Annotated in this window: 22 protein-coding genes and 4 pseudogenes; 13 read left to right on the top strand and 13 right to left on the bottom strand. The window is 59.6% G+C overall.

Annotated features, from left to right (window positions below; all coding sequences use genetic code 11):
* Positions 1-86: 86 nt before the first annotated feature.
* Complete coding sequence (locus AC07VR_RS03720) at positions 87-716, bottom strand: LysE family translocator (protein ID WP_495010490.1); 630 nt, start codon at positions 714-716, stop codon at positions 87-89.
* Between the two features lie 144 nt (positions 717-860).
* Here AC07VR_RS03720 and AC07VR_RS03715 point away from each other — a divergent pair, with 144 nt between their 5' ends.
* Positions 861-1,334 carry an Lrp/AsnC family transcriptional regulator gene (locus AC07VR_RS03715; protein WP_494991002.1) on the top strand — a complete coding sequence of 158 codons (474 nt, stop codon included), beginning with the start codon at positions 861-863 and terminating at the stop codon, positions 1,332-1,334.
* 141 nt (positions 1,335-1,475) lie between these two features.
* On the opposite strand, the pseudogene AC07VR_RS03710 reads toward AC07VR_RS03715, so the two are convergent.
* Positions 1,476-1,553: pseudogene (locus tag AC07VR_RS03710) on the bottom strand (hypothetical protein); the annotation flags it as partial.
* A gap of 226 nt (positions 1,554-1,779) precedes the next feature.
* Between AC07VR_RS03710 and hflK (AC07VR_RS03705) the strand changes: the two are divergent.
* The 6 genes and pseudogenes from hflK (AC07VR_RS03705) (at position 1,780) to cfaB (ending at position 9,198) form a co-directional block, all read left to right on the top strand.
* On the top strand, positions 1,780-3,744 hold the full coding sequence (gene hflK, locus AC07VR_RS03705) for a protease modulator HflK (RefSeq protein ID WP_495010489.1): 1,965 nt from the start codon (positions 1,780-1,782) through the stop codon (positions 3,742-3,744).
* Positions 3,741-4,778 (top strand): protease modulator HflC, encoded by a 1,038-nt coding sequence (gene hflC, locus AC07VR_RS03700; protein ID WP_494991000.1) that lies wholly within the window; start codon positions 3,741-3,743, stop codon positions 4,776-4,778. The genes hflK (AC07VR_RS03705) and hflC overlap by 4 nt, the downstream gene beginning before the upstream one ends.
* A complete protein-coding gene (gene hflK, locus AC07VR_RS03695) occupies positions 4,775-5,833 on the top strand; it encodes a protease modulator HflK (protein WP_495010488.1) in 1,059 nt (352 codons plus the stop codon). The genes hflC and hflK (AC07VR_RS03695) overlap by 4 nt, the downstream gene beginning before the upstream one ends.
* Positions 5,830-7,749 (top strand): cation-translocating P-type ATPase, encoded by a 1,920-nt coding sequence (locus AC07VR_RS03690; RefSeq protein ID WP_495010487.1) that lies wholly within the window; start codon positions 5,830-5,832, stop codon positions 7,747-7,749. The genes hflK (AC07VR_RS03695) and AC07VR_RS03690 overlap by 4 nt, the downstream gene beginning before the upstream one ends.
* A 40-nt stretch (positions 7,750-7,789) precedes the next feature.
* A pseudogene (locus AC07VR_RS03685) lies at positions 7,790-7,939 on the top strand (HvfC/BufC N-terminal domain-containing protein); the annotation flags it as partial.
* A 71-nt stretch (positions 7,940-8,010) separates the two neighbouring features.
* Positions 8,011-9,198, top strand: coding sequence for a C17 cyclopropane fatty acid synthase CfaB (gene cfaB, locus AC07VR_RS03680; RefSeq protein ID WP_494990997.1), 1,188 nt, complete (start codon positions 8,011-8,013; stop codon positions 9,196-9,198).
* On the opposite strand, the gene cls is transcribed toward cfaB, so the two are convergent.
* Positions 9,195-10,634, bottom strand: a complete 1,440-nt coding sequence (gene cls / locus AC07VR_RS03675) for a cardiolipin synthase (protein WP_494990996.1) — start codon at positions 10,632-10,634, stop codon at positions 9,195-9,197. The genes cfaB and cls overlap by 4 nt on opposite strands.
* 131 nt (positions 10,635-10,765) lie before the next feature.
* On the opposite strand from cls, the gene AC07VR_RS03670 reads away from it, so the two are divergent.
* Entirely contained in the window at positions 10,766-11,287 is a 522-nt protein-coding gene (locus AC07VR_RS03670; protein WP_494990995.1) for a DUF3617 domain-containing protein, read from the top strand.
* A 116-nt stretch (positions 11,288-11,403) separates the two neighbouring features.
* Here the strand turns inward: AC07VR_RS03670 and AC07VR_RS03665 are convergent, their stop codons facing one another.
* From AC07VR_RS03665 to folE2, 6 genes are read right to left on the bottom strand one after another with little or no spacing between them, the layout of a single operon-like run.
* A complete protein-coding gene (locus AC07VR_RS03665) occupies positions 11,404-11,592 on the bottom strand; it encodes a hypothetical protein (RefSeq protein WP_495010571.1) in 189 nt (62 codons plus the stop codon).
* 2 nt (positions 11,593-11,594) lie between these two features.
* A complete protein-coding gene (locus AC07VR_RS03660) occupies positions 11,595-12,155 on the bottom strand; it encodes a gamma carbonic anhydrase family protein (protein WP_495010486.1) in 561 nt (186 codons plus the stop codon).
* Entirely contained in the window at positions 12,152-13,036 is an 885-nt protein-coding gene (locus AC07VR_RS03655) for a metal ABC transporter substrate-binding protein (protein WP_495010485.1), read from the bottom strand. The genes AC07VR_RS03660 and AC07VR_RS03655 overlap by 4 nt, the downstream gene beginning before the upstream one ends.
* Positions 13,037-13,047: 11 nt before the next feature.
* Entirely contained in the window at positions 13,048-13,914 is an 867-nt protein-coding gene (locus tag AC07VR_RS03650) for a metal ABC transporter permease (RefSeq protein ID WP_495010484.1), read from the bottom strand.
* Positions 13,914-14,582 carry a metal ABC transporter ATP-binding protein gene (locus tag AC07VR_RS03645; protein ID WP_495010483.1) on the bottom strand — a complete coding sequence of 223 codons (669 nt, stop codon included), beginning with the start codon at positions 14,580-14,582 and terminating at the stop codon, positions 13,914-13,916. The genes AC07VR_RS03650 and AC07VR_RS03645 overlap by 1 nt, the downstream gene beginning before the upstream one ends.
* Entirely contained in the window at positions 14,579-15,475 is an 897-nt protein-coding gene (gene folE2 / locus AC07VR_RS03640) for a GTP cyclohydrolase FolE2 (protein WP_495010482.1), read from the bottom strand. Before folE2 ends, AC07VR_RS03645 begins: the two co-directional genes overlap by 4 nt.
* A 129-nt stretch (positions 15,476-15,604) precedes the next feature.
* Here folE2 and AC07VR_RS03635 point away from each other — a divergent pair.
* Positions 15,605-15,823 (top strand): annotated as a pseudogene (locus AC07VR_RS03635) (N-acetylmuramoyl-L-alanine amidase); the annotation flags it as partial.
* Here AC07VR_RS03635 and AC07VR_RS03630 read toward each other — a convergent pair.
* Complete coding sequence (locus tag AC07VR_RS03630; protein WP_494990987.1) at positions 15,820-16,200, bottom strand: glutamine synthetase; 381 nt, start codon at positions 16,198-16,200, stop codon at positions 15,820-15,822. The pseudogene AC07VR_RS03635 and the gene AC07VR_RS03630 sit on opposite strands and share 4 nt — an antisense overlap.
* Before the next feature lie 127 nt (positions 16,201-16,327).
* On the opposite strand from AC07VR_RS03630, the gene zigA reads away from it, so the two are divergent.
* Both zigA and AC07VR_RS03620 read left to right on the top strand, forming a co-directional pair.
* Positions 16,328-17,536 carry a zinc metallochaperone GTPase ZigA gene (gene zigA, locus AC07VR_RS03625; protein WP_495010481.1) on the top strand — a complete coding sequence of 403 codons (1,209 nt, stop codon included), beginning with the start codon at positions 16,328-16,330 and terminating at the stop codon, positions 17,534-17,536.
* Complete coding sequence (locus tag AC07VR_RS03620) at positions 17,536-18,186, top strand: DUF1826 domain-containing protein (protein WP_494990985.1); 651 nt, start codon at positions 17,536-17,538, stop codon at positions 18,184-18,186. The genes zigA and AC07VR_RS03620 overlap by 1 nt, the downstream gene beginning before the upstream one ends.
* A gap of 6 nt (positions 18,187-18,192) precedes the next feature.
* Here AC07VR_RS03620 and AC07VR_RS03615 read toward each other — a convergent pair.
* Positions 18,193-18,497: pseudogene (locus AC07VR_RS03615) on the bottom strand (NADH:ubiquinone oxidoreductase).
* Positions 18,498-18,559: 62 nt separating this feature from the next.
* Here AC07VR_RS03615 and AC07VR_RS03610 point away from each other — a divergent pair.
* Positions 18,560-19,531: a CobW family GTP-binding protein gene (locus AC07VR_RS03610; RefSeq protein ID WP_495010480.1), complete on the top strand. Its 972-nt coding sequence runs from the start codon at positions 18,560-18,562 to the stop codon at positions 19,529-19,531.
* A gap of 54 nt (positions 19,532-19,585) precedes the next feature.
* On the opposite strand, the gene AC07VR_RS03605 is transcribed toward AC07VR_RS03610, so the two are convergent.
* Positions 19,586-19,978 carry a DUF3301 domain-containing protein gene (locus AC07VR_RS03605; protein ID WP_494990983.1) on the bottom strand — a complete coding sequence of 131 codons (393 nt, stop codon included), beginning with the start codon at positions 19,976-19,978 and terminating at the stop codon, positions 19,586-19,588.
* Between the two features lie 116 nt (positions 19,979-20,094).
* Here AC07VR_RS03605 and pdxY point away from each other — a divergent pair, with 116 nt between their 5' ends.
* Positions 20,095-20,967 (top strand): pyridoxal kinase PdxY, encoded by an 873-nt coding sequence (gene pdxY, locus AC07VR_RS03600; RefSeq protein WP_495010479.1) that lies wholly within the window; start codon positions 20,095-20,097, stop codon positions 20,965-20,967.
* A gap of 103 nt (positions 20,968-21,070) precedes the next feature.
* On the opposite strand, the gene AC07VR_RS03595 is transcribed toward pdxY, so the two are convergent.
* On the bottom strand, positions 21,071-21,553 hold the full coding sequence (locus tag AC07VR_RS03595; RefSeq protein ID WP_494990981.1) for an acyl-CoA thioesterase: 483 nt from the start codon (positions 21,551-21,553) through the stop codon (positions 21,071-21,073).
* Positions 21,554-21,569: the final 16 nt, after the last annotated feature.

Below are 21,569 nucleotides of genomic sequence, written 5' to 3'. Positions count from 1 at the left end.
CGCAAAGGGCCTTGAAAGGCCCTTGTTTCATTCCGAAGTCATCGCATAGATCCTGCAAGTACCGGCCGATTGCCAAGTGCAGGGCTTTACGCCTGCTGAACGAACGTCAGGCGCAGGGCAAAACCGATCAACAAGCTGCCGAACAGCCATTGCTGCACCCGCTGCGCCGAGGGGCTGCGTTCGAGCCAGCGGCCGAGCCTGGTCCCGACCAGTGCGTAACAGCTGTCAAACAACAGCCCAACGATGACCAGCACCACGCCAAGCCTGGCGAACTGCGCCACTACCGGGCCGGCTTGCGGGTCGATGAACTGCGGTAGCAGCACCGAGCAAAACAGCAACGCCTTGGGGTTAAGCAGGTTGGTCAGCAACCCACGCTGGATCGCTTCACGCCACAGCAAGGTCCGGGTGGACGCACCGGCTGAATTCAGGCTCGGCAACATGTTGGAGCGCAGACACTGAACCCCCAGCCATAGCAGGTAGGCGGCACCCGCCAGGCGCACCGCCTCAAAGGTCCAGGGCGCGGCCTTGAACAAGGTCGCCAGGCCCAACGCCGCCAAGGCCACATGGCAACCACGGGCAATCGCCAGCCCCACGGCAGTCGCCAGCGCCGTGGCTGTGCCCTGACGCGCGCCGGTTTGCAGCAGCAGAATCATGTCCGGGCCCGGCAGCAGATACACCACCGCCAGAGCCAAAAAAAACATCCAGAGTTCTGCCACCTTGCCACCCCATTCGTTATCGATTCGGTGATCAAAGTCTATGCCCGACGGGCAGGGTAGGTGCTTGCGTAGTAAGCCAGTAAAGTGGTTAGACTTGGCATAATCTGCCAAGTGATGAACAAGAACAGTCAGGATATGCCAATCATGAAACTGGACGCCTACGACCGCCGAATCCTGGCGGCCCTGCAACGAGACGGACGCCTGAGCAACGTACAATTGGCCGACGAGATCGGTCTTTCGGCCTCGCCGTGCTTGCGTCGGGTTCGATTGCTGGAAGAGGCCGGGGTGATTCGCGGCTATCAGGCCAACCTCGATCGCGACGAGGTGGGCCTGGGTTTGACGGTGTTTGTCGGGGTCAAGGTCGAGCGGCATAACGATGCTCAAGCCGAAGCTTTTCGCCAGGCGGTGACGGCGTTGCCCGAGGTGATTTCAGCGTTTCTGGTGTCGGGCGAGTCGGACTTTTTGCTGCAAGTCGTGGTGCCGGACTTGCGTGGCTATGAACGCTTTCTCACCGGCAGTTTGCTCAAACTGCCGGGCGTCAGCGACATTCGCAGCAACTTCGCGATCCACACAGTGAAAACCCCCGGGCCATTGCCGTTGGGGCATTTGCCGGATTGAGTCGATCGCGGGCAAGCCTCGCTCCTACGGATCTGTGTGAGGCATACATTTTGTGTTCGCCGAATAACTGATGTGGGAGCGAGGCTTGCCCGCGAAGACGGTTGAACAACCAACATAAACTCCCACCGTATAAAACTGGATCTGCGTCGCCATCCCCTCCACATTCATCGGCGCCTGACGCAACGCTTCAGAGCGTGTCGGGTGCGGGTGGCAGGTCAGGAAGTTAGATCGCACAAAAAAATTATGCTCGTAATATGTTTCGGTTGTACGCTTTTGGTCAAGCCCCATGGAAAGGGCTTATCCACAGGCACTGCTGTGCAGACAAAAGGATAGGTGCGAAGAGAAAATTTCATTACCATCGTTATATCGTAACGAAATGTGATATTCGCAGCGGCCTGGGACTTATCCACAGGCCTGGGTTTTGGCAACAACAGGCTGGGGTGGTATGCAAGTCGATCTGGATGCGGATGGGGCGGATGTAGAAGGGCTGCCGCGTTTTCAACAAGCGGCATTTCACGCGCGGCGGTTGAAGCGGGTCGGCATCGGTTTGGCGGGGGGCTCGGTAGTCGGCTTGGTGCTGGCGTTTTTTGTCGGACTTTTCGCCCCGCAATCGCCATGGTCTGCGTTGTTGGTCAATCAGACCGCCTCCCTGCTGGTCGTGATTGCCGGGCTGCAATCAGCCTGGTGGGTGACACAGTGGCGCGGGCGAGCGCTGGGGTCACAGGCCGCACCATCCGCTGAGCAAATCGTGGACAGGCCGGTTGAAGCGCTTGGCTGGTACGAGCGGCTGCTGGAGCGTATTGGCGACAGCTGGATGCGCCTGCTGGCGCAGATTGGCGCACCGACTCTCTGGCTGTGTGGCTGGGCACTGTTGGCGCTGCTGAGCATCGAGCAGGTCTGGGATCTGTCGTTGCCCGGCGCCGCATTAGGGCTGTCGGCCAGTGTGGGGGCGGCGCTTTCGTTATTACTGGCCTTCGGCTTGCTGGTGTTCGAACGTCAGCTGGCCCAGGAAAGCCCCGCTGAATGGCCCGAGGCCGGGCAGCTTGGGCAATTGGTCCGGGTGGCGATCATCTGCCTGGTGTTGAGCGCGTTATGCCTGTTGTTCAGCAGTGAAACGTCGGTTTGGCCTGTACGTCTGGCGGTGTTGATCGGTTTGCTGCCGGGTTTGGTGGCGATCGAATTGCTGTTGCGCGCGCTGTTGTCGCTGTTCAGCCCTCGTCGCGAACAGCTTGAACCACGGCTGTTGGCGCAAAGTTTTGTCGCCGGCATGCTGCGCTGGCCTCCGCAGCCCTTGCTGGCGTTACAGCACGAACTGCACAACCGCTTCGGTATCGACCTTAGGCAGATCTGGGCTTTCACCTACATGCGCCGGGCGTTTTTTCCAGTACTGATGGTGGTGCTGGCGGTTGGTTGGCTGCTCACCGGGATTCACGAAATTCCCCTGCAAGCGCGGGGAATTTACGAGCGCTTCGGTAAGCCGGTCGAGGTCTTCGGGCCGGGACTGCATGCCGGCTTGCCTTGGCCTTTAGGTCGCGTGCTGAGTGTCGAGAACGGTGTGGTGCATGAGTTGGCCACCAGCACCGGTGAAGCGACTGTCGCAACACTGCCAGATTCGGCGGAAGGCCCCGCACCGTTGATCGCCAATCGGCTGTGGGATGCCAGCCATGTGAACGACAAATCACAGGTCATCGCCAGCAGCAGTGCCGACAAACAGAGCTTTCAGATCGTCAACATGGACGTGCGTTTTGTCTATCGCATCGGCCTGACCGATCAGGCGGCGCTGGCGGCGACTTATAACACTGCAGATGTTCCGACGCTGATTCGCAGCACCGCCAGCCGGATTCTTGTTCACGATTTCGCTTCGCGTACCCTCGATGGGTTGCTGGGTGAGGATCGTGTAGGGCTTGCCGATGACATCGGTCGCGCGGTGCAGGCTGACTTGCAGAAACTCGACAGCGGCGTGGAAATCCTTGCCACGGTGGTTGAAGCGATTCATCCACCGGCCGGTGCTGCCAACGCTTATCACGGTGTGCAAGCCGCGCAGATCGGCGCCCAGGCGTTGATCGCCCGTGAGCGCGGGGCTGCCAGTGAGCAGACCAATCAGGCGCAATTGCAAGCCAGTGTTACCCGTGATCAGGCGCAGGCCAGCGCCCATGAAGTCAAAGCCACCGCTCAGTCCGCCGACCTGCGTTTTGCGGCTGAACAAAAGGCTTATGCCTCGGCCGGGAAGGCCTTTGTGCTGGAGCAATACTTCAGTCAGCTAACCTTGGGCCTGGCGAAAACCAAGCTGCTTATTCTCGATCATCGTTTGGGCGGCAACAGCGCTCCGACAATCGATCTACGTACGTTCACGCTACCGGTTGACCCTGCGGCGCCGCGTAAAGCCGTTCAGTCAGGAGCTTCCCAATGAGCCAGCCTCATTCCCACGATCATCAAGACCACGTCGGCCACGACCACGGCCATGGCGGGCACCATCATGGCCACCATCATCACCATGGCGATCCACAAGAGGCTGGACCTTTTCCTTGGCGGCGCATGGCCTGGGCGGTGTTGCTGGTGTTGTTTGCTATTGCGGCGGCGAGCCTGGTGCAAGTGCGCTCAGGTGAAGCCACGGTAATCACCCGTTTTGGTAACCCGTCGCGGGTGCTGCTGAAGCCTGGTCTTGGCTGGCGTTGGCCAGCGCCGTTCGAGGCGGCGATCCCGGTGGACCTGCGGTTGCGCACCACCTCCAGCGGTTTACAGGACGTCGGTACGCGTGATGGTTTGCGGATCATTGTTCAGGCCTACGTGGCGTGGCAGGTGCAGGGCGATCCGGATAACGTGCAGCGCTTTATGCGGGCGGTACAAAACCAGCCAGACGAGGCGGCGCGGCAGATTCGTACCTTTGTCGGCTCGGCGCTGGAAACCACGGCCAGCAGTTTTGACCTGGCCAATCTGGTGAACACCGACGCCAACCAGGTCCACATCGCTGACTTCGAAGCGCAACTGCGTAAGCAGATCGATCAGCAGTTGCTGACCACCTATGGCGTGCGTGTGCTGCAAGTCGGTATCGAGCGGCTGACTCTGCCGTCGGTGACCCTGACCGCTACTGTCGACCGAATGCGCGCTGAGCGTGAAACCATTGCCACTGAGCGCACCGCAATCGGCAAACGCGAGGCGGCGCAAATTCGATCGGCCGCCGAGCGTGATGCGCGAATTGTGCAAGCCGATGCCACGGTGAAAGCCGCAGATATCGAAGCTCAATCGCGAGTCGAGGCCGCGCAGATTTACGGCCGTGCTTATGCGGGTTCACCGCAGCTATATAACTTGCTGCGCTCATTGGACACTCTGGGCACGGTAGTCACTCCGGGTACCAAGCTGATATTGCGCACCGACGCGGCGCCATTTCGGGTGTTGGTGGACGGGCCGCCGAGCCTGGGTAGCAAGGCCGAGTCGCAGCCATGAGTAACGTTCCACGTGGAACAAATGAAGTCAGTAGCCCGTGGATTCAAGCCGGCCGCTTGACCTTCCTCGCGTTGTACGCAGTGACAGTGTTGGCTGCGGTGGTCTGGGCGTTCTCCAACGTGCGGCAGATCGATCCACAGAATCGGGCGGTGGTACTGCACTTTGGGGCTCTGGATCGTATTCAGAATGCTGGTTTGTTGTTGGCGTGGCCGCGACCGTTTGAACAGGTTGTGTTGTTGCCGGCGGCGGATCGGGTGATCGAGCGCCGGGTGGAAAACCTGTTGCGTTCCGATGCTGCGCTACAAGGTGATCGAGTTGCCAGTTTCGCCACGCCGTTGAGTGACGCCTTGGCCGGCTCCGGTTACTTGCTGACCGGTGATGCCGGTGTGGTGCAACTGGATGTACGGGTCTTCTACAAGGTCAACGAGCCGTATGCGTTCGTACTGCAAGGCGAGCATGTGCTGCCGGCACTGGATCGCATGGTGACCCGCAGTGCGGTGGCGCTGACGGCTGCGCGAGACCTGGACACAATTCTGGTGGCGCGCCCTGAGTTGATCGGCGCGGATAACCAGGCCGCCGAGCGTCGCGAACGTCTGCGCGGGGATCTGGTGCAGGGCATCAATCAACGCTTGGCCGAATTGACCGCGACGGGGCAGGGATTGGGGATTGAGGTGGCACGAGTCGACGTGCAATCGAGTTTGCCGGAGCCTGCGGTGAACGCGTTCAACGCGGTGTTGACCGCCAGCCAACAGGCTGACAAGGCCGTGGCGAACGCGCGAACCGATGCTGAAAAATTGACCCAGACCGCCACCCAGCAAGCCGACCGTGTCCTGCAAGTAGCTCATGCACAAGCCAGTGAGCGCTTGGCCAAAGCGTCGACCGACACGGCAACAGTACAGAGCCTGGCCCAGGCGCAGCAGAAGGGCACCGACCCTGAAATGCTGCTGCGAATTTATCGTGAGCGTCTGCCGAAGATCCTCGGCCAGGCCGGCTCGGTGACCACGGTCGATCCTAAAGACGATACCCGCCTGATCATTCAGGGAGCCGAACAATGACTGCCCATTCTGCTGCCGCCCAACCTGCGGCGAGCATGCTGACCTCTGCCGAACAACGCGGCGCCGCGCGACAACTGACCCTGGCGATGCTCGCCCTCGGCCTGCTCGGGCTGGGTCTGGTCTGGCGCTGGTTGGTGCCGGAGCAAAATGGTGTCAGCCAGTTGCTGCTGGGTTTTGCCTCGTTGCTGGTGGCCGTTCCGGTGATGCGTTCGGCCTGGTACAGCCTGCGTTATCCAAGCCTGCACGGCATCACCGATCAGTTGATCGCACTGGCGATGATGGGCGCGTGGGCCACTGGCGATCTGCTGACGGCGGCCTTGCTGCCGATCATCATGATCTTCGGCCATGTGCTGGAAGAGCGCAGCGTGATCGGCTCCCAGGAAGCTATTCATGCCTTGGGTAAGTTGACGCGCAGCCATGCACGGCGAGTGCAGGGTGACGGCACGATTATCGAAGTGGACAACACCACGCTCAAGACCGGCGACCTGGTGGAAGTGCGCGCCGGTGACCGGGTGCCGGCCGATGGCCTGGTGCTTTCCGGGCAGGCCAGCCTCGACACCGCGCCGATCACTGGCGAGTCGGTGCCGCTGGAGGCGAGTGTCGGCATGCAGGTGTTCGGCGGGGCGATCAACCTCGATGGCCTGTTGCGCATTGAAGTTACCCGCACCGGTAATGAGTCGACCCTGGGCAAAGTCATTGCACTGATGCAAAGCGCCGAGCGCTCGAAGCCGCCGATCACTCGTTTGCTCGAGCGTTATGCCGGCAGCTACATGGTGCTGGTCTTGCTGCTGGCGGCCGTCACCTGGTTTATCAGCAACGATGCGCAGGCGATGTTGGCGGTGTTGGTGGCAGCCTGTCCTTGTGCTTTGGTGTTGTCGGCGCCGGCAACGGCAATTGCCGGGATCGCCGTAGCGGCGCGCCACGGGATTTTGATTCGCAGCTCGGCGTTTCTCGAAGAGCTGGCGGACCTGACCTCGCTGGTAGTGGACAAGACCGGCACCCTGACGTTTGGCACCCTGCGTTTGCAATCGATCGACAGCCCGGTCGGAGATCGCAGCGCCTTGCTGAAACTGGCAGCCAGCCTGGGTTCGGCCAGTAGCCATCCGGTTAGCCGTGCGTTGGCCGGGCTGGTGACGCAGGAACATTTTCTGGTGCTGTCGGATATCTGTGAACGCCAGGGTTTGGGTGTCGTGGCGCAAACGGAGCAGGGCGAGGCGGCACTCGGTCGTCCGGAGCTGTTTACCCAGTTGGGCATTGCGACGTCCGCCGTGCCGGAGCATGACGGCCCCATTGCCGGGCTGGCGCTGGACGGGCAATTTCTCGGTTGGCTGTTGTTGGCGGACAGCATCAAACCCGAGGCTCGCCACGCACTGAGCGAGCTGCGAGAACTGGGACTGGGGCGGCAACTGCTACTCACCGGGGATCGGCATAGCGTGGCCCACAGCCTGGCCTATGAAGTCGGGATCAGCGATGTCGAAGCCCAAGCCTTGCCTGAAGACAAACTCAACCGCGTTCTGCAGGAAATCGGCAGCGGTTTTCGGCCGATGGTGGTGGGCGACGGGATCAACGATTCGCTGGCACTCAAAGCCGGGGTGGTCGGTGTCGCCATGGGCGCGGGCGGGGCGGATATCGCTTTGGCCTCGGCGGACATCGTTCTGATTGGCAGCGACCTGCGACGCCTGGGCACTTGCGTACGCTTGAGTCGCCAGTGTCGTCAGACGCTGCAAGTCAATGTGATCATCGGTCTGGGCTGGACGCTTGCGATCGTCACGTTTGCCGCGTTCGGCTGGCTTGGGGCGGCGGGGGCGATGATCGCCGCGGTGCTGCACAACCTCAGCACCTTGCTGGTGCTCGGCAATGCGGGCCGTTTGCTGCGTTTTCAGGAGCCGTTGCTCAAGCTCAAAGAGGATGTCTGATCAGGGGCGGATCTCTCTCTAGTGCTATGTCGGGACTACCGTGGTGAACGACGGTTTGAGCTTTTCCGAACTGTGTAGCGAGTTCACAGTCACTTGTGTAGAGGGTGCGCCACTACAGGCCGTAACCTGGCTGAAACAGTGGGTTCACGACGGTTCGATCACCGTCGCGGGTCATAGAGAGAGGCTATGAGTTCGATAGCCTGCTAATTTTCATGGATGGTCTACCCTCAAATCAGACGTCTGAAACAAGGGGGACTATCCATGCTCGTGCAACTTCCACCGGCCTTACAGAATCTGCAACTACCGTTATGCCTCAGACTCTGGGATGGCCATGAGTTTAATCTGGGCCCGGCGCCCAGCGTCACCATTGTGGTCAAGGACCCGCAATTGGTTGCCAAATTCACTCATCCGAGCCTTGATTTGCTAGGGGCGGCGTTCGTCGAAGGCAAGCTGGAACTCGAAGGCTCTATCAATGAGGTCATTCGGGTCTGCGATGAGTGGAGCCAGGCTCTGCTGGCTGAGGACGAAGGCAATCAACCGGTTCGCTCCGTCCATGACAAAGCTACCGACGCGGCAGCCATTTCCTATCATTACGACCTGTCCAATGCGTTCTATCAGCTTTGGCTCGATAGCGACATGGCCTATTCCTGCGCCTATTTCGAGACCGGTAGCGAGAGCCTCGAACAGGCCCAACAAGCCAAGTTTCGGCATCTGTGCCGTAAGCTGCGCCTGCAGCCCGGCGAGTACTTGCTGGATGTCGGTTGCGGTTGGGGAGGGCTGGCGCGCTTTGCCGCCCGGGAATTCGGAGCGAAAGTATTCGGGATTACCCTGAGCAAAGAGCAGTTGGCGCTGGCTCGTGAGCGGGTGATTGAGGAAGGTCTGGAGGATATGGTCGAACTGCAATTGCTCGATTATCGCGACCTGCCTCAGGACGGCCGTTTCGACAAGGTGGTGAGCGTTGGCATGTTTGAGCATGTGGGCCATGCGAACCTGGCGCAGTATTGTCAGACCCTGTTCGGCGCTGTGCGCGAAGGCGGCCTGGTGATGAACCACGGTATTACCGCCAAGCACATTGACGGTCGGCCGGTTGGGCGGGGTGCTGGCGAATTCATCGAGCGTTATGTGTTTCCCAATGGCGAGCTACCGCATCTGTCGATGATCTCGGCTGAAATCAGCGAGGCGGGGCTGGAAATCGTCGACGTCGAAAGCCTGCGCCTGCATTACGCACGCACCCTGGACCACTGGAGCGAGCGCCTGGAAGATAACCTTGAAGCCGCCGCAAAACAGGTGCCAGAGCAGGTTCTACGTATCTGGCGGCTCTACCTGGCCGGTTGCGCTTATGCATTCGCCAGAGGCTGGATCAATTTGCACCAGATCCTCGCGGTCAAGGCTCATGCCGACGGTAGCCATGAACTGCCGTGGACTCGCGACGATATCTACAACCCTTAAAGGATCGGCGATATAAGCCGGGCGACCCGCATGCCAAGTTGTTGCAGGCGGTGGGTCTCCCGGCTTTCTCCTTTAGCGATCTCGTGAGCCTGGTCGAAATCCTCGCAGAGCATGTGTTCCACCTCGGCGGCAAATTGTCTGTCGACGGTCAGCAGCATCACTTCGAAGTTGAGCCGGAACGATCGATTGTCCAGATTCGCGCTGCCGATGGCGCTGATTTCGCTGTCGATCAGCACTACTTTCTGATGCAGAAAACCGGGCTCATAACGGAACACTCGTACCCCGGCCCGAACGGCTTCGAAGGCGAAGAGACTGGACGCGGCGTAGACGACGCGGTGATCCGGCCGCGACGGCAGGAGAATCCGCACATCCACATTGCGCAACACTGCCAGTCGCAGCGCAGCGAAAACCGCTTCGTCGGGAATGAAATACGGGCTGGTGATCCACACCCGCTCAGTCGCGGCATGGATCGCTTCAACGAAAAACAGCGAGCAGGTTTCGTAGGGGTCTGCCGGGCCGCTGGCCAGCAGTTGGCAGAGTACGCCGTCATCCGGATAGGTGTCCGGCAGGATCAGCGGCGGCAGCTGGCGTGAAGCCCAGAACCAGTCTTCAGCGAACGACTCCTGCATGCAGGCCACCACCGGACCGCTGACTTGGACGTGGGTGTCGCGCCAAGGCGCCAGCGGCGGTTTCTCACCCATGTATTCGTCGCCGACGTTGTGCCCGCCGACGAATCCGGACAAACCATCGACCACGACAATTTTGCGGTGATTGCGAAAGTTGATCTGGAAGCGATTGAGCCAGCCGCTGCGTGTGGCAAAGGCTTTGATCTGTACGCCGGCCTCGCGCATTGGCTGAACGTAGCTGTGAGGCAGGGAGTGGCTGCCGATACGGTCGTAGAGCACGTAAATGGCTACGCCTTCGGCAGCTTTCTCCATCAGCAGGGCCTGCAAGCGGCGACCGAGGTGGTCGTCGTGGATGATAAAAAACTGGATCAGTACGGTTTGGCGGGCGTTACGGATGGCATCGAAAATCGCCGCAAAAGTGGCTTCGCCATTGATCAGCAGGCGCACCTGGTTATTGGCAAGGCAGGGCATTTGTCCCAGTTTCGGCATGGCACGCAGCGAGGCGTAGGCATTTGAGGCGCGAGCGGTCAGCGCTTCTTCGATCCAGGGGCGCCAGTTCAGATCGGCGATGGCTTTGCGCATTTCCTCGTTGGCCTGGCGCCTTGCCTTGATATAGGCATCGAACGTGCTGCGGCCGAAGACCAGGTAGGGGATGAGGGTCAGATAAGGAATGAACAACAGTGACAAGGCCCACGCGATTGCGCCTTGGGCAGTCCTGACAGTGAATACGGCATGGATGGCGGCGATCATGCCCAGCAAATGAATAGTGGCGATCAGATAACCGAAAAAATGCGGGCCAAAATAATCCATGGGGCAGCCTTTCTCCTGAAGGTTCAATGCTTAACAGACCATGTTCCACGGCGAATGTCGCTATTTAATTCGCCATGCAACTGAAGTAGGTTGCAGACGTCTAACGGCCACTATTCTCTAGGAGTTACTTGATGAACGTTCGTCTGCTGGGTTTGGCCATGGTTGTTGGCTTGTCACTTCCTGTCGCTGCTCAGGCGCAAATGTTGCAGCCTGGGTTGTGGGAATTGACGTCGAGCAATATGAAGGTCGATGACCAGAACCTGCCTGATCTGCAATTGATCCTTGGCCAGTTACAGAGCCAGATGACCCCGGAACAACGGGCAGCGCTAGAGCAGCAGGGCATCACCATGGGCGGCAAAGGTATTCGAGCTTGTCTGACTCAGGCCCAAGTGCAGTCCGACAACATTCCGCTGACGGATCCGCAATCGGGCTGCAAGCAGGAAATCACCGACCGCGCCGGCAATCAGTGGAAATTTCGCTTCAGCTGCCCGAAAGCGCAGGGCACCGGTGTCGCCACTTTCCTCAGTGATCGAGAGTTCACGACCAAGGTCAACGGCACCTTCAATGCCACCGGCATCCAGCAGAAGGGCAGCCTGGACACCCGAGCGGTGTGGATGGGGCAAGACTGCGGTACGGTCAAGCCACGAGCGTGATGATCGTTCCCACACGCTCTGCTTGGGAATGCAGCCCGTGACACGCTGCGTCACAAAGCGGACGCGGAGCGTCCATTGAGGCGTTCCCACGCAGGAGCGTGGGAACGATCTAGTCACTAATTAGCGTTGGTTTCCAACCCCAATCGCCCACACACCTGATGAACACTCATCTGCCCCCAACCCTCCCCATTGCGGCTACGCAAACTTACATATTTCACGATGCGACCGTGGTCCAGCAGTAGATCGGCGTCGAACTCATGACCTTCGTTGACCAACCGGGCGTTGTGGGTCAGCGCGCTGCTCATGTTCAAAACTCGTTCTGCAGGGCTTTGTAGCCGCGCACCAGATCGACGTTGGTCCGCGCCACATCCTCGGAAAACTCCGAAGCACTGACGCTGACAGGCGGGAACTGCGACAGGTCGGTCTTGGGTCCGATGCGGGTGGTCGACGGTACGTAGAAGTCTTCAGGCAGATCCCTGCCATCGACCACCGAGTTGTGCCGCACCACACAGCCGTCGCCGACCGCACAGTTGAACAACACGCTGTTGAAGCCGATGAACACCCGATTGCCGACGGAGCATGGCCCGTGAACGATGGAGCGGTGGGCGATCGAACTGAACTCGCCGATCGTCACCGCCGCGCCGGATTTTGAGTGGATGACCACGCCGTCCTGGATGTTCGAATTGGCGCCGATGCTGATTGGCTCCATCTGACCTGAGTCGTCCACTTCGTCGGCACGAATCACCGCATAGGGGCCGACGAAGACGTTCTCGCCGATTACCACCTTGCCGCAGATGATCGCGGTTTTATCCACATAAGCGGACTCGGCGATCAGCGGCAGATCGCCTGACGGGTTCTTTCGAATCATGGCGTGCTCAAGGCGTCGTACAGCGTGTTGAGGTTGTATTCGAAGAGTCCGGCGAAGGTACTGGCCGGACCCGTGGCGGCAAGGGCATCGGAGTACAAGGTACCGCCAATATGCGCGCCGCTTTCTTCGGCGATCTGCTTGAGCAGGCGCGCGTCCTTGATGTTTTCCATAAACACCGCTTTGACCTTGGCCTGGCGGATCTGGGTGATTAGCGCAGCGACCTCGGCTGCGGAGGGTTCGCGCTCGGTGGACAAACCTTGAGGCGCCATGAAGTTGATGCCGTAAGCCTGGCCAAGATAGCCAAAGGCATCATGGGAGGTGACGATCTTGCGGTTTCCCGGTGGCAGGGAACCGAGCTTGGCTTTGGCGTCGGCCAGCAGACGGTAGATCTGTTTCAGGTAGGCCTGGCTGTTACGTTCGTAGTCGGCTTTGTTCGCCGGATCCGCTGCGATCAGCGCCTTGGTGATGTTGTTCACATAGAGTTCGGTGTTCGCCAGGTTGTGCCAGGCATGCGGGTCGGGAATGGTCTCGCCGTCTTCATCCATGGTTCGCGGGATGACGCCACGGCTGGCGGTGATCACCGGGGTTTTGGTCTCGGTGCTGGTGACCAGGCGATCCAGCCACGGTTCGAAACCCAAGCCATTCTTGATGATCAGCCTGGCCTTGAGCAGCGCTTTGGCATCGTCCGGGGTGGGTTCGTAGGTATGGGCGTCTGCGTCCGGGCCGACCATGTTGGTGATCTGAATATGCTCACCGCCTACCTGATGGGTCATGTCGGCGAGAATGCTGAAGCTGGTGACGACCTGAAGTTTTTCTGCCGCGGATGCTGTCGAGAGCGACAACGGCAGCAGCAGACTGAACAGCACGAGTAGAGCGCGCATCGGGAAACACCTCATTGGGATGTAAGCAAAGGTGGGCGGCGCAGCAAACCGTGCACCGGACCGAACACCACGGACAGCAGGTAAAAACCGCCAGCCACCAGCACGATGGCCGGACCGCTGGGCAGCGAGTAGTAGAACGACAGCAACAGACCAAGCCACACCGAGAGGCAACCGAGCACCGCGGCGATGACCATCAACACTGGCAAGCGTCGACTCCAGAAACGCGAAGCGGCGGCGGGCAACATCATCAAACCGACCACCATCAGCGCGCCGATGGCCTGGAAGCCGATGACAAGATTCAGCACCACCAGGGTCAAAAACAGCCCGTGTGCCAACGGTCCGAGACGGCTGACGGTTTGCAGAAACAGCGGGTCGAGGGTGTCGAGCAACAAGGGGCGATAGATCAGCGCCATGGCAGTCAGACTGAAACCCGAGACCCAAAGCATGCCGGCCAACGTCGGTCCGTCGACGGCAAGCGCTGAGCCAAATAGCAGGTGCAGCAGGTCCAGACGTTTGCCGGCGATCCCGAGAATCAGCACACCGCAAGCCAGGGAAATCGGGTAGATCGCCGCGAGGCTGGCGTCCTCTCGCAGGCCGGTACGGCGGGTGATCCATGCTGCGAGCCCGGCCATGCCCAGGCCCGCACCGAGGCCGCCAACGGTCAGCGCCGTCAGGCTCAAACCGGCGTACCAGAACCCCAAGGCGGCGCCGGGCAAGATCCCGTGAGCCACCGCGTCACCGATCAGACTCATGCGCCGCAGGATCAAAAACACCCCGAGTGGGGCAGTGCTACAGGCCAATACCAAACCGCCAAGAAGTGCCCGGCGCATGAAGACGAATTCGTGGAACGGTTGCCAAAGCGCAGCAGCGGCGACCATTACGCCACCTGCGTCTGAGGTAGTTGGGTGATCAGTTCGGTACTTGGCGCAAGTATGCAGCCACTGCTTTTGATCAGCAGCGTTTGAGGAATGTGTTGGCGCACTGCAGCCAGGTCATGGCAGACGACGACCAACGTCCGACCATCGGCATGCCAGGCGTGGATGTGTTTCCAGAGCAGTGTCTGGCCGAGCTCGTCGAGCGCGGCGTGGGGTTCGTCGAGTAACAACACCGGCGCATGGCCCAGACTCAAACGGGCTAGTAGGGCTCGCTGCAATTCACCGCCCGACAACGCCATCAATGGGCGATGTTCCAGGCCACTCAAGCACCAGTCTTCCAGTACGGTTTGCAGGCGTTGGTTGCGCATCTGTGGGGTTTGCTTGCTGCCCCAGAATCCAGCGGCGACCAGCTCTTGCAGACTGATGGGGAACTGTCGGTCCAGATGCTGTTGTTGCGCAAGGAAAGACAGGCTGCCGCGTCGTGGAACATCCAGTTCGACTTTGCCAGCCAGCGGCCTCTGTAACCCAGCGATAACTTTCAGCAGGCTGCTTTTACCCGAGCCGTTAGCGCCGATTACCGCGGTCAGGCTGCCGTTCGCCAGTTCGAATTTCACGGGGGGAGTCAGTGGTTGACCGGGAGCGCCCCAGCGTAATGCTTGGCAACGGATCATGCGGCCTCCCAGTTCCAGCAACTTTCGGCCACAGCATCGTGGGCGTGCAGGCTTTCGGCGTGGGTAACGCGCAGGAGGAAGGCGTTGATGCCCGGGGATCTTTTCAAGGCCAGATTCAAGCGTCGAGCGGCGTCTTCGCAGAACATCAGGTTTTGACCATTGGCCAAGGCGAAGGCTTGTTCGTCGGCGCGTTTCACCGCGGTTTGAACGGCGGTGCCGAGGGCTGCTTCAGCGTCATTGATCACCGTGATCAATGGCAAGCTTTCGAGACAGTCGTCCAACCGCAGCTGCAACTGCGCGCTGCTGCGCTGGCTATGAGGCGTCGCAACGATGCCTTTTGAGGAACCGAGCCAGGCCAGAACGTCGGCGTGCTGCAACGCTTTGTTGGCGAAGTCCTCGACGAATTGCTGCTGAATTAGCTGTCTCGACAGTGCGGCTGAGCACGGGCAAGTTGAGGAATAACTAACCTCAATTTTTAGTTCCACGTGGAACATTGCGTTTTTCAGCCGCGCTTCGATGCTCACCGGGTAGGTTTTCCAACCCGACAGCGGACTGACCAAGGCTGGCCGCTTAAGCAGTAGATCGGTGTGAATACGCAGATAGGCACTGTTGGACAACTCGTCATGGCTATCGAGAAAACGTTGAAGAACCTGACGTAAAAGCAGCGGTGTGAGGTTTTCCTGTTCGAGCATTTCCAGCGCCAGATACAGACGTGACATATGAATGCCACGCGCCTCGCCATCATCGAGACTCACGCCTGCATCCGCTATGGCGCTCATTCGCTGGCCATCGAACAACATGGGTAGAGCAATGCCGCACATGCCCACCCACTCGAGTGGCAAGGCTTGGCGTGAGGCCTGCGCGGCGATATCCGGCAGAGTCAGCGCGTTCATAAGCAGGTCCATCGTTGGAAAAGATTCGACATGTTATATTATAACTTTACAGCCGACGATGCCTTTTTCCTGAGTGGGCCTTCACCACGTCATGTCGAGTGCGGACGCTCTCCTATCTGTGGTACACGGATCGTGCTCGACCTCACCGGACCGGTGCAGGTCAACAGCATTCAGTTAGGTAGCACAGTGCTTGGCAGTCTTGCCGGTATCACCACGCTGCATCAGAAACGCGTGGAACAGGAGGTGGCCGACAGTTTGTTCGAAGGGTTGCAGCGCTACTTCCAGAAGAATCCACCGGTGAATAGCTACATGGCCTGGTTGCAGGATCAGAAAAAAGCCCAGGTCTAACAGCCGCTGATACGGCTGCAAGTGAACTTGGCACTGGCGCCACCGGAACTGGAGAAGCGATTGATAGTGGTCCAGCCAACACGGCGGCTGTAGCCGACCCAGGCTTCGCCGTCAGAGGCGATGCCTGTGAAGAACGTCAATTGCCCGTAGCGGCTGTTGGTCTGCGCCCAGTAGCGTTTGCCGATTACTTCGAAACCCCGCAGATACGTGGTGCTGCCGGCCGTGGCGACGCTATAGGCATTGCCATCGGCATCCACGCACGCCAGCAGGTTGGCGCTGCGGGTGCAGTTGGCAAGCGTTCTCGGCAGTTGCGCGAAGGCGTTGCTCGCGGCAAACAGCGTAAGGCCCAACAGCGTGTATTTCAGAGCGTTGCGCATGGGGTTTCTCGTGAGGCGGGTTGGCGCAAGCATTGCGCCCTTCGTCGCTGGGAACAAGAGGGGATTGGCTTAATTGCATTGTTATATTATAACATTAAAATAAGTCCCGCTCTGATGAGACACCCTGATGCCCAATCGCCTTCCCGTTACCGTGCTCTCCGGCTTTCTCGGCGCCGGTAAAAGCACGCTGCTCAACTACGTTCTGCGCAACCGCGACAACCTTCGGGTGGCGGTGATCGTCAACGATATGAGTGAGATCAATATCGACGGCAGCGAGGTTCAGCGCGATGTCACGCTGAATCGTTCCGAAGAAAAACTCGTCGAAATGAGCAATGGCTGCATTTGCTGCACCTTGCGTGAAGACTTGCTGGAAGAGGTCAGCAAGCTCGCCAGGGAAGGTCGTTTCGATTACCTGCTGATTGAATCCACCGGTATTTCCGAGCCTATGCCAGTTGCGGAAACCTTTACCTTTCGCGATGAAGAAGGCCAGAGCCTGGCCGACATCGCCCGGCTCGACACCATGGTCACGGTGGTCGACGGTATGAACTTCCTGCTCGACTATCAAGCGGCCGAAAGCCTCGCCTCCCGTGGTGAAACCCTGGGCGAGGAGGACGAGCGTTCGATCACGGATCTGTTGATCGAGCAGATTGAATTCGCCGACGTGATTCTGATCAGCAAAATCGATCTGATCAGCCGCAGCGACCGCCAGGAGCTGATCGCCATTCTCGAACGGCTCAACTCCCAGGCAGAAATAATCCCCATGGTGATGGGTGAAGTACCGCTGAAGAAGATCCTCAACACCGGGCGTTTTGACTTCGAACGTGCCGCTCAGGCGCCGGGCTGGTTGCAGGAGTTACGCGGTGAACACGTCCCGGAAACCGAGGAATACGGCATCGCCTCGACGGCTTATCGGGCGCGACGCCCCTTCCATCCGCAGCGCTTTTTCAGCTTCATCGACCGCCCGTGGGTGAACGGCAAACTGCTGCGTTCCAAGGGTTTTTTCTGGCTGGCCAGCAAGCATCAGGACGCTGGAAGCTGGTCCCAGGCTGGCGGTTTGATGCGTCATGGCTTTGCCGGACGCTGGTGGCGATTCGTGCCGAAGCCGCAGTGGCCACAGGATCAGGAAAGCACCTCGGCGATCATGGAAAACTGGGCCGCCGCCACCGGTGACTGCCGTCAGGAACTGGTATTCATCGGTCAGAACATCGACTTCGCCCTGCTCACTGCCGAGCTTGATAGCTGCCTGCTGACCGACGACGAAATGGCCGTGGGTGTGGAAGGCTGGCGACTGATGGTCGACCCTTTCGGCCCTTGGCATGAAGAGGAGGCGGCTTGATGCTCGCGCCCAGTCTGAAGCTGCGTCCGATAATTCGTCAGGTCCGGGGTGATACACCAAAAGCGCTCACTCAAATTCTGGACGACGGAGTGAATCTGGCTGTCTGGCAACGCCACCTGCCAGTGCATGTCGCCGATTTCGGCACGTTGCTGCTGTCCTTGGGTGAGCCGCTGGCAGAGTCGTTATCGCTGGAGTTGGCCAATGATGATTCAGAACCGAATCTGCAAGGTCTGGCCTCAGGCTTCAGCGACCTGGAGGGCTACGAAGGATTTATCGCCGACATCTCCTGGCTGGTCAGCGCCTTCGCCTGCTTGCTGGGCGCCAAGCGCATCGGCCTGCGTCTGCGGGTGCTGGACAAGGCCATGTGCCCGCGCTTCCACGTCGATCATGTGCCGGTGCGTCTGATCACCACTTACGCCGGCATCGGCAGCCAATGGCTACAAGAGGGGGCGATGGATCGTCGGCAACTGGGCAAGGTCGACGCCGAGCCGCAAGACTTCTCAAAGATTCAGCAAGTCGCCTGCGGTGAAGTGGCTTTGCTCAAAGGCGAGAAATGGCATGGCAACGAAGGCTTCGGCCTGATCCATCGCTCGCCGCAACCGGCATCGGGTGAACGCCGACTGATTCTGACCCTCGACTGGCTGAGCTAGGCGCACTCAAGACTTCAGCCATGTACCCTGGCTTTGGTTTTCGCAATACGGCTGCGAATACGTTGCATCAGTGGCCACGCCGTAATAGTGAATATCCTGCCGGTAAGGCATATTGGCCACTTGGGCGTTGCTGCAAACGCCGAAGGCTCCGGCGGGGCACTGCTTGGTGAACGCTACGTCGACTTTCTGGCCGGCCAGTCTGGGTTGGCAGAAGCCGTCGTTGAACAGTTTTTCGGGACGTCGCGGTTCTGCTGACAGAACTTGACGTCGAGCCGTTGTGCCTGGCTGTGGACCACACAGGCCTGGGCCAACGCCTCACAGCAATGGCAGCCATATCACCCGCATCATTCACCTCTTTAGAAAACTGTCGAACATGCTGCAGAACATTCCCACCCACGTCATTGCCGGGCCGCTTGGCGCCGGCAAGACCAGCCTGATCAAGCACCTGCTGGCGCAGCGGCCGGCCCATGAGCGCTGGGCGGTGCTGATCAATGAGTTTGGTCAAATCGGCCTGGATGCTGCGTTGCTGACTCAGGACGCCGATGGTATTGCGCTGGGTGAGGTGGCAGGCGGTTGCTTGTGTTGCGTGAATGGAGCGCCGTTTCAGATTGGGCTTGGGCGTTTGTTGCGTAAGGCGCGGCCAAACCGGTTGTTTATCGAACCTTCCGGATTGGGCCATCCGGCGCAGTTACTCAAACAATTACAGGATGCGCCGTGGCAGGGCGTTTTGGCCGTTCAGCCGTGTGTGCTGGTACTGGATGCCCAAGCGCTGGCCACCGGGAAACCACTGCCGCAAGCGCAGCAGGAAGCGCTTTCCAATGCGGGTCTGTTGGTACTGAACAAGGACGAGCAGCTCAGCGATGCGGATCGCCAGCGGATCATCAAACAATTGCCCGATTGTCCGATGTGCTGGACGCAGCAAGCCGCTTTGCCACTGTCCGAATTACCCGGTGTGCAGAACCAGGCAAACGCGGGTGTGGATAACTTCACCGCGCCTAAAGGCCAGGCAAAGATGCCCTCGATCTGGACTGATCCGGCGCAGCCGATTTGTCTGAGCCAGCAACAGGAAGGCGACTGGAGTATTGGTTGGCGTTGGCATCCGAGTCAGCGATTCGATGCGACGCGGGTTCTGCAATGGCTTCAAAGCATTGAGTGGCGGCGGGCCAAGCTGGTTATCCACAGCGCCGACGGCTGGGTGTCAGCCAACGCAGTGGATAACTCGGGTCTGCACTGGCAGCCCAGTGAATGGCGGCGTGATTCACGTATCGAATTGATTTTCAGCGAGCCGCAGGACGCGGCAGCGCTGCAAAACATCTTGGCCGGGTGCCGCGTAGTGCAGGCTTGACCCACGCGTACCCCTTGCAGGAGCTGGCGCAGCCTGCGATCTTTTGCCTTTGCGTCAACTACTGCGCTTGTTATGTTCCTGGCGCCACTGGTTCAGTTCGATTATTTCAGCACTCGGGAGTGGGGTTTTGACCTCGAACGGGTAGGGCGCCAGCTCGATTTGTGAGCTGTGGGCGCCAAACTGGGTGATGGTGCCTGAATGACGCGTCTCGCCGGTTACGGTGAACTCGAAGTTATAGATGCGGGCCAGGCGTCGTCTACCGTTGGCATCCTTGACGAAGCCAATGCGCTTCAACGCGACGTTGCCGTCCAGCAGTTCGATATCGAGCTTGGCGCAATGCTGCTTGACCCTCTCCAGTGCCCGCTCGCGCAAGCCGTGGTTGTGCCACAGCCAGGCGGCGCCGGTCGCCAGCAGCATCAGCACGAAAATATTTCCCAGGGTCAGCATGAACGAACGCTCCAACAAAGTAGTGTCAGCTTAACTGTGTCTCCGGTCTGTCGTACAGGCTGCGTTTAGTCGCATACTGCGCGGCTCGAATTTCAATCGGTTTACGGAAATCTCGCATGAAACGTACACCCCATTTGCTCGCCATCCAGTCTCACGTGGTCTTCGGTCATGCTGGCAACAGTGCTGCGGTTTTCCCCATGCAGCGGGTCGGGGTGAATGTCTGGCCACTCAATACCGTGCAGTTCTCCAACCATACTCAGTATGGACAGTGGGCGGGAGAGGTGTTGGCACCGCAACAGATTCCGGCGCTGGTGGAAGGGATAGCGGCGATTGGCGAATTGGGTAACTGCGACGCGGTGCTGTCCGGATACCTCGGCAGCGCGGCCCAGGGGCGGGCAATTCTTACCGGGGTGGAGCGGATCAAGGCGATCAATCCCAAAGCCTTGTACCTTTGCGACCCGGTGATGGGCCATCCTGAAAAGGGCTGCAGTGTGCCGGCCGAAGTCAGCGACTTCCTGCTGGACGAAGCTGCGGCGATGGCTGACTTCATGTGCCCGAATCAACTCGAGCTGGACAGCTTCTCCGGTCGCAAGCCGCAGTCGCTGTTCGATTGCCTGGCCATGGCGCGAGCGCTGCTGGCACGCGGTCCGAAGGCGGTGCTGGTCAAACACCTGGATTATCCCGGCAAGTTGCCGGACGGCTTTGAGATGTTACTGGTGACCGCCGAGGGCAGTTGGCACCTGCGTCGGCCGTTACTGGCTTTTCCGCGCCAACCGGTGGGTGTCGGTGACCTGACGTCCGGTCTGTTTCTGGCTCGGGTGCTGCTGGGGGACAGCCTGCTGGCGGCCTTCGAGTTCACCGCCGCGGCGGTACATGAAGTGCTGCTGGAAACCCAGGCCTGCGCCAGCTACGAACTGGAGTTGGTGCGAGCCCAGGACCGGATTGCCCATCCAAGGGTGCGGTTTGAGGCGACGGCGATCAGCCTCTGAGCTGAGTCAGGCAAGTCCCAAGGCTGGCATAACCTTGTGGCGAGGGGGCTTGCCCCTTCGCCACAGGTCAGGCGCTCGCCTGATTGTCCTTGAATGACGGCCCTCAGGCGTCCGACTTGATTTCCTGATAACGCTTTTCCAGCTCCTGACGAATCTGGCGGCGTTGCTTGGCCTGCATAAAACGGCGTTTGTCTTCGCTGTTTTGCGGTTGCAGCTGAGGCACGACGGCAGGTTTGCGCTGGTCGTCGACCGCTACCATGGTGAAAAAGCAGCTATTGGTATGGCGCACCGAGCGCTCACGAATGTTCTCCGTCACCACCTTGATTCCCACCTCCATCGAGGTGTTGCCGGTGTAGTTGACCGAAGCAAGAAAGGTTACCAATTCACCAACATGGATCGGCTCACGGAAGATCACCTGATCCACCGACAGGGTGACCACGTAGCGTCCGGCATAGCGGCTGGCGCAGGCGTAGGCGACTTCGTCGAGATACTTGAGCAGGGTTCCGCCGTGGACATTGCCAGAGAAATTGGCCATGTCGGGGGTCATCAATACCGTCATCGACAGCTGGGCGTTTCCGGGTTCCATAGCTCACTACTCACGA

The organism is Pseudomonas sp. GW821-FHT02H09 (assembly GCF_059421425.1).
Note: the sequence above shows the minus strand (reverse complement) of the source record. Positions and strands in the feature narration are given on the sequence as shown.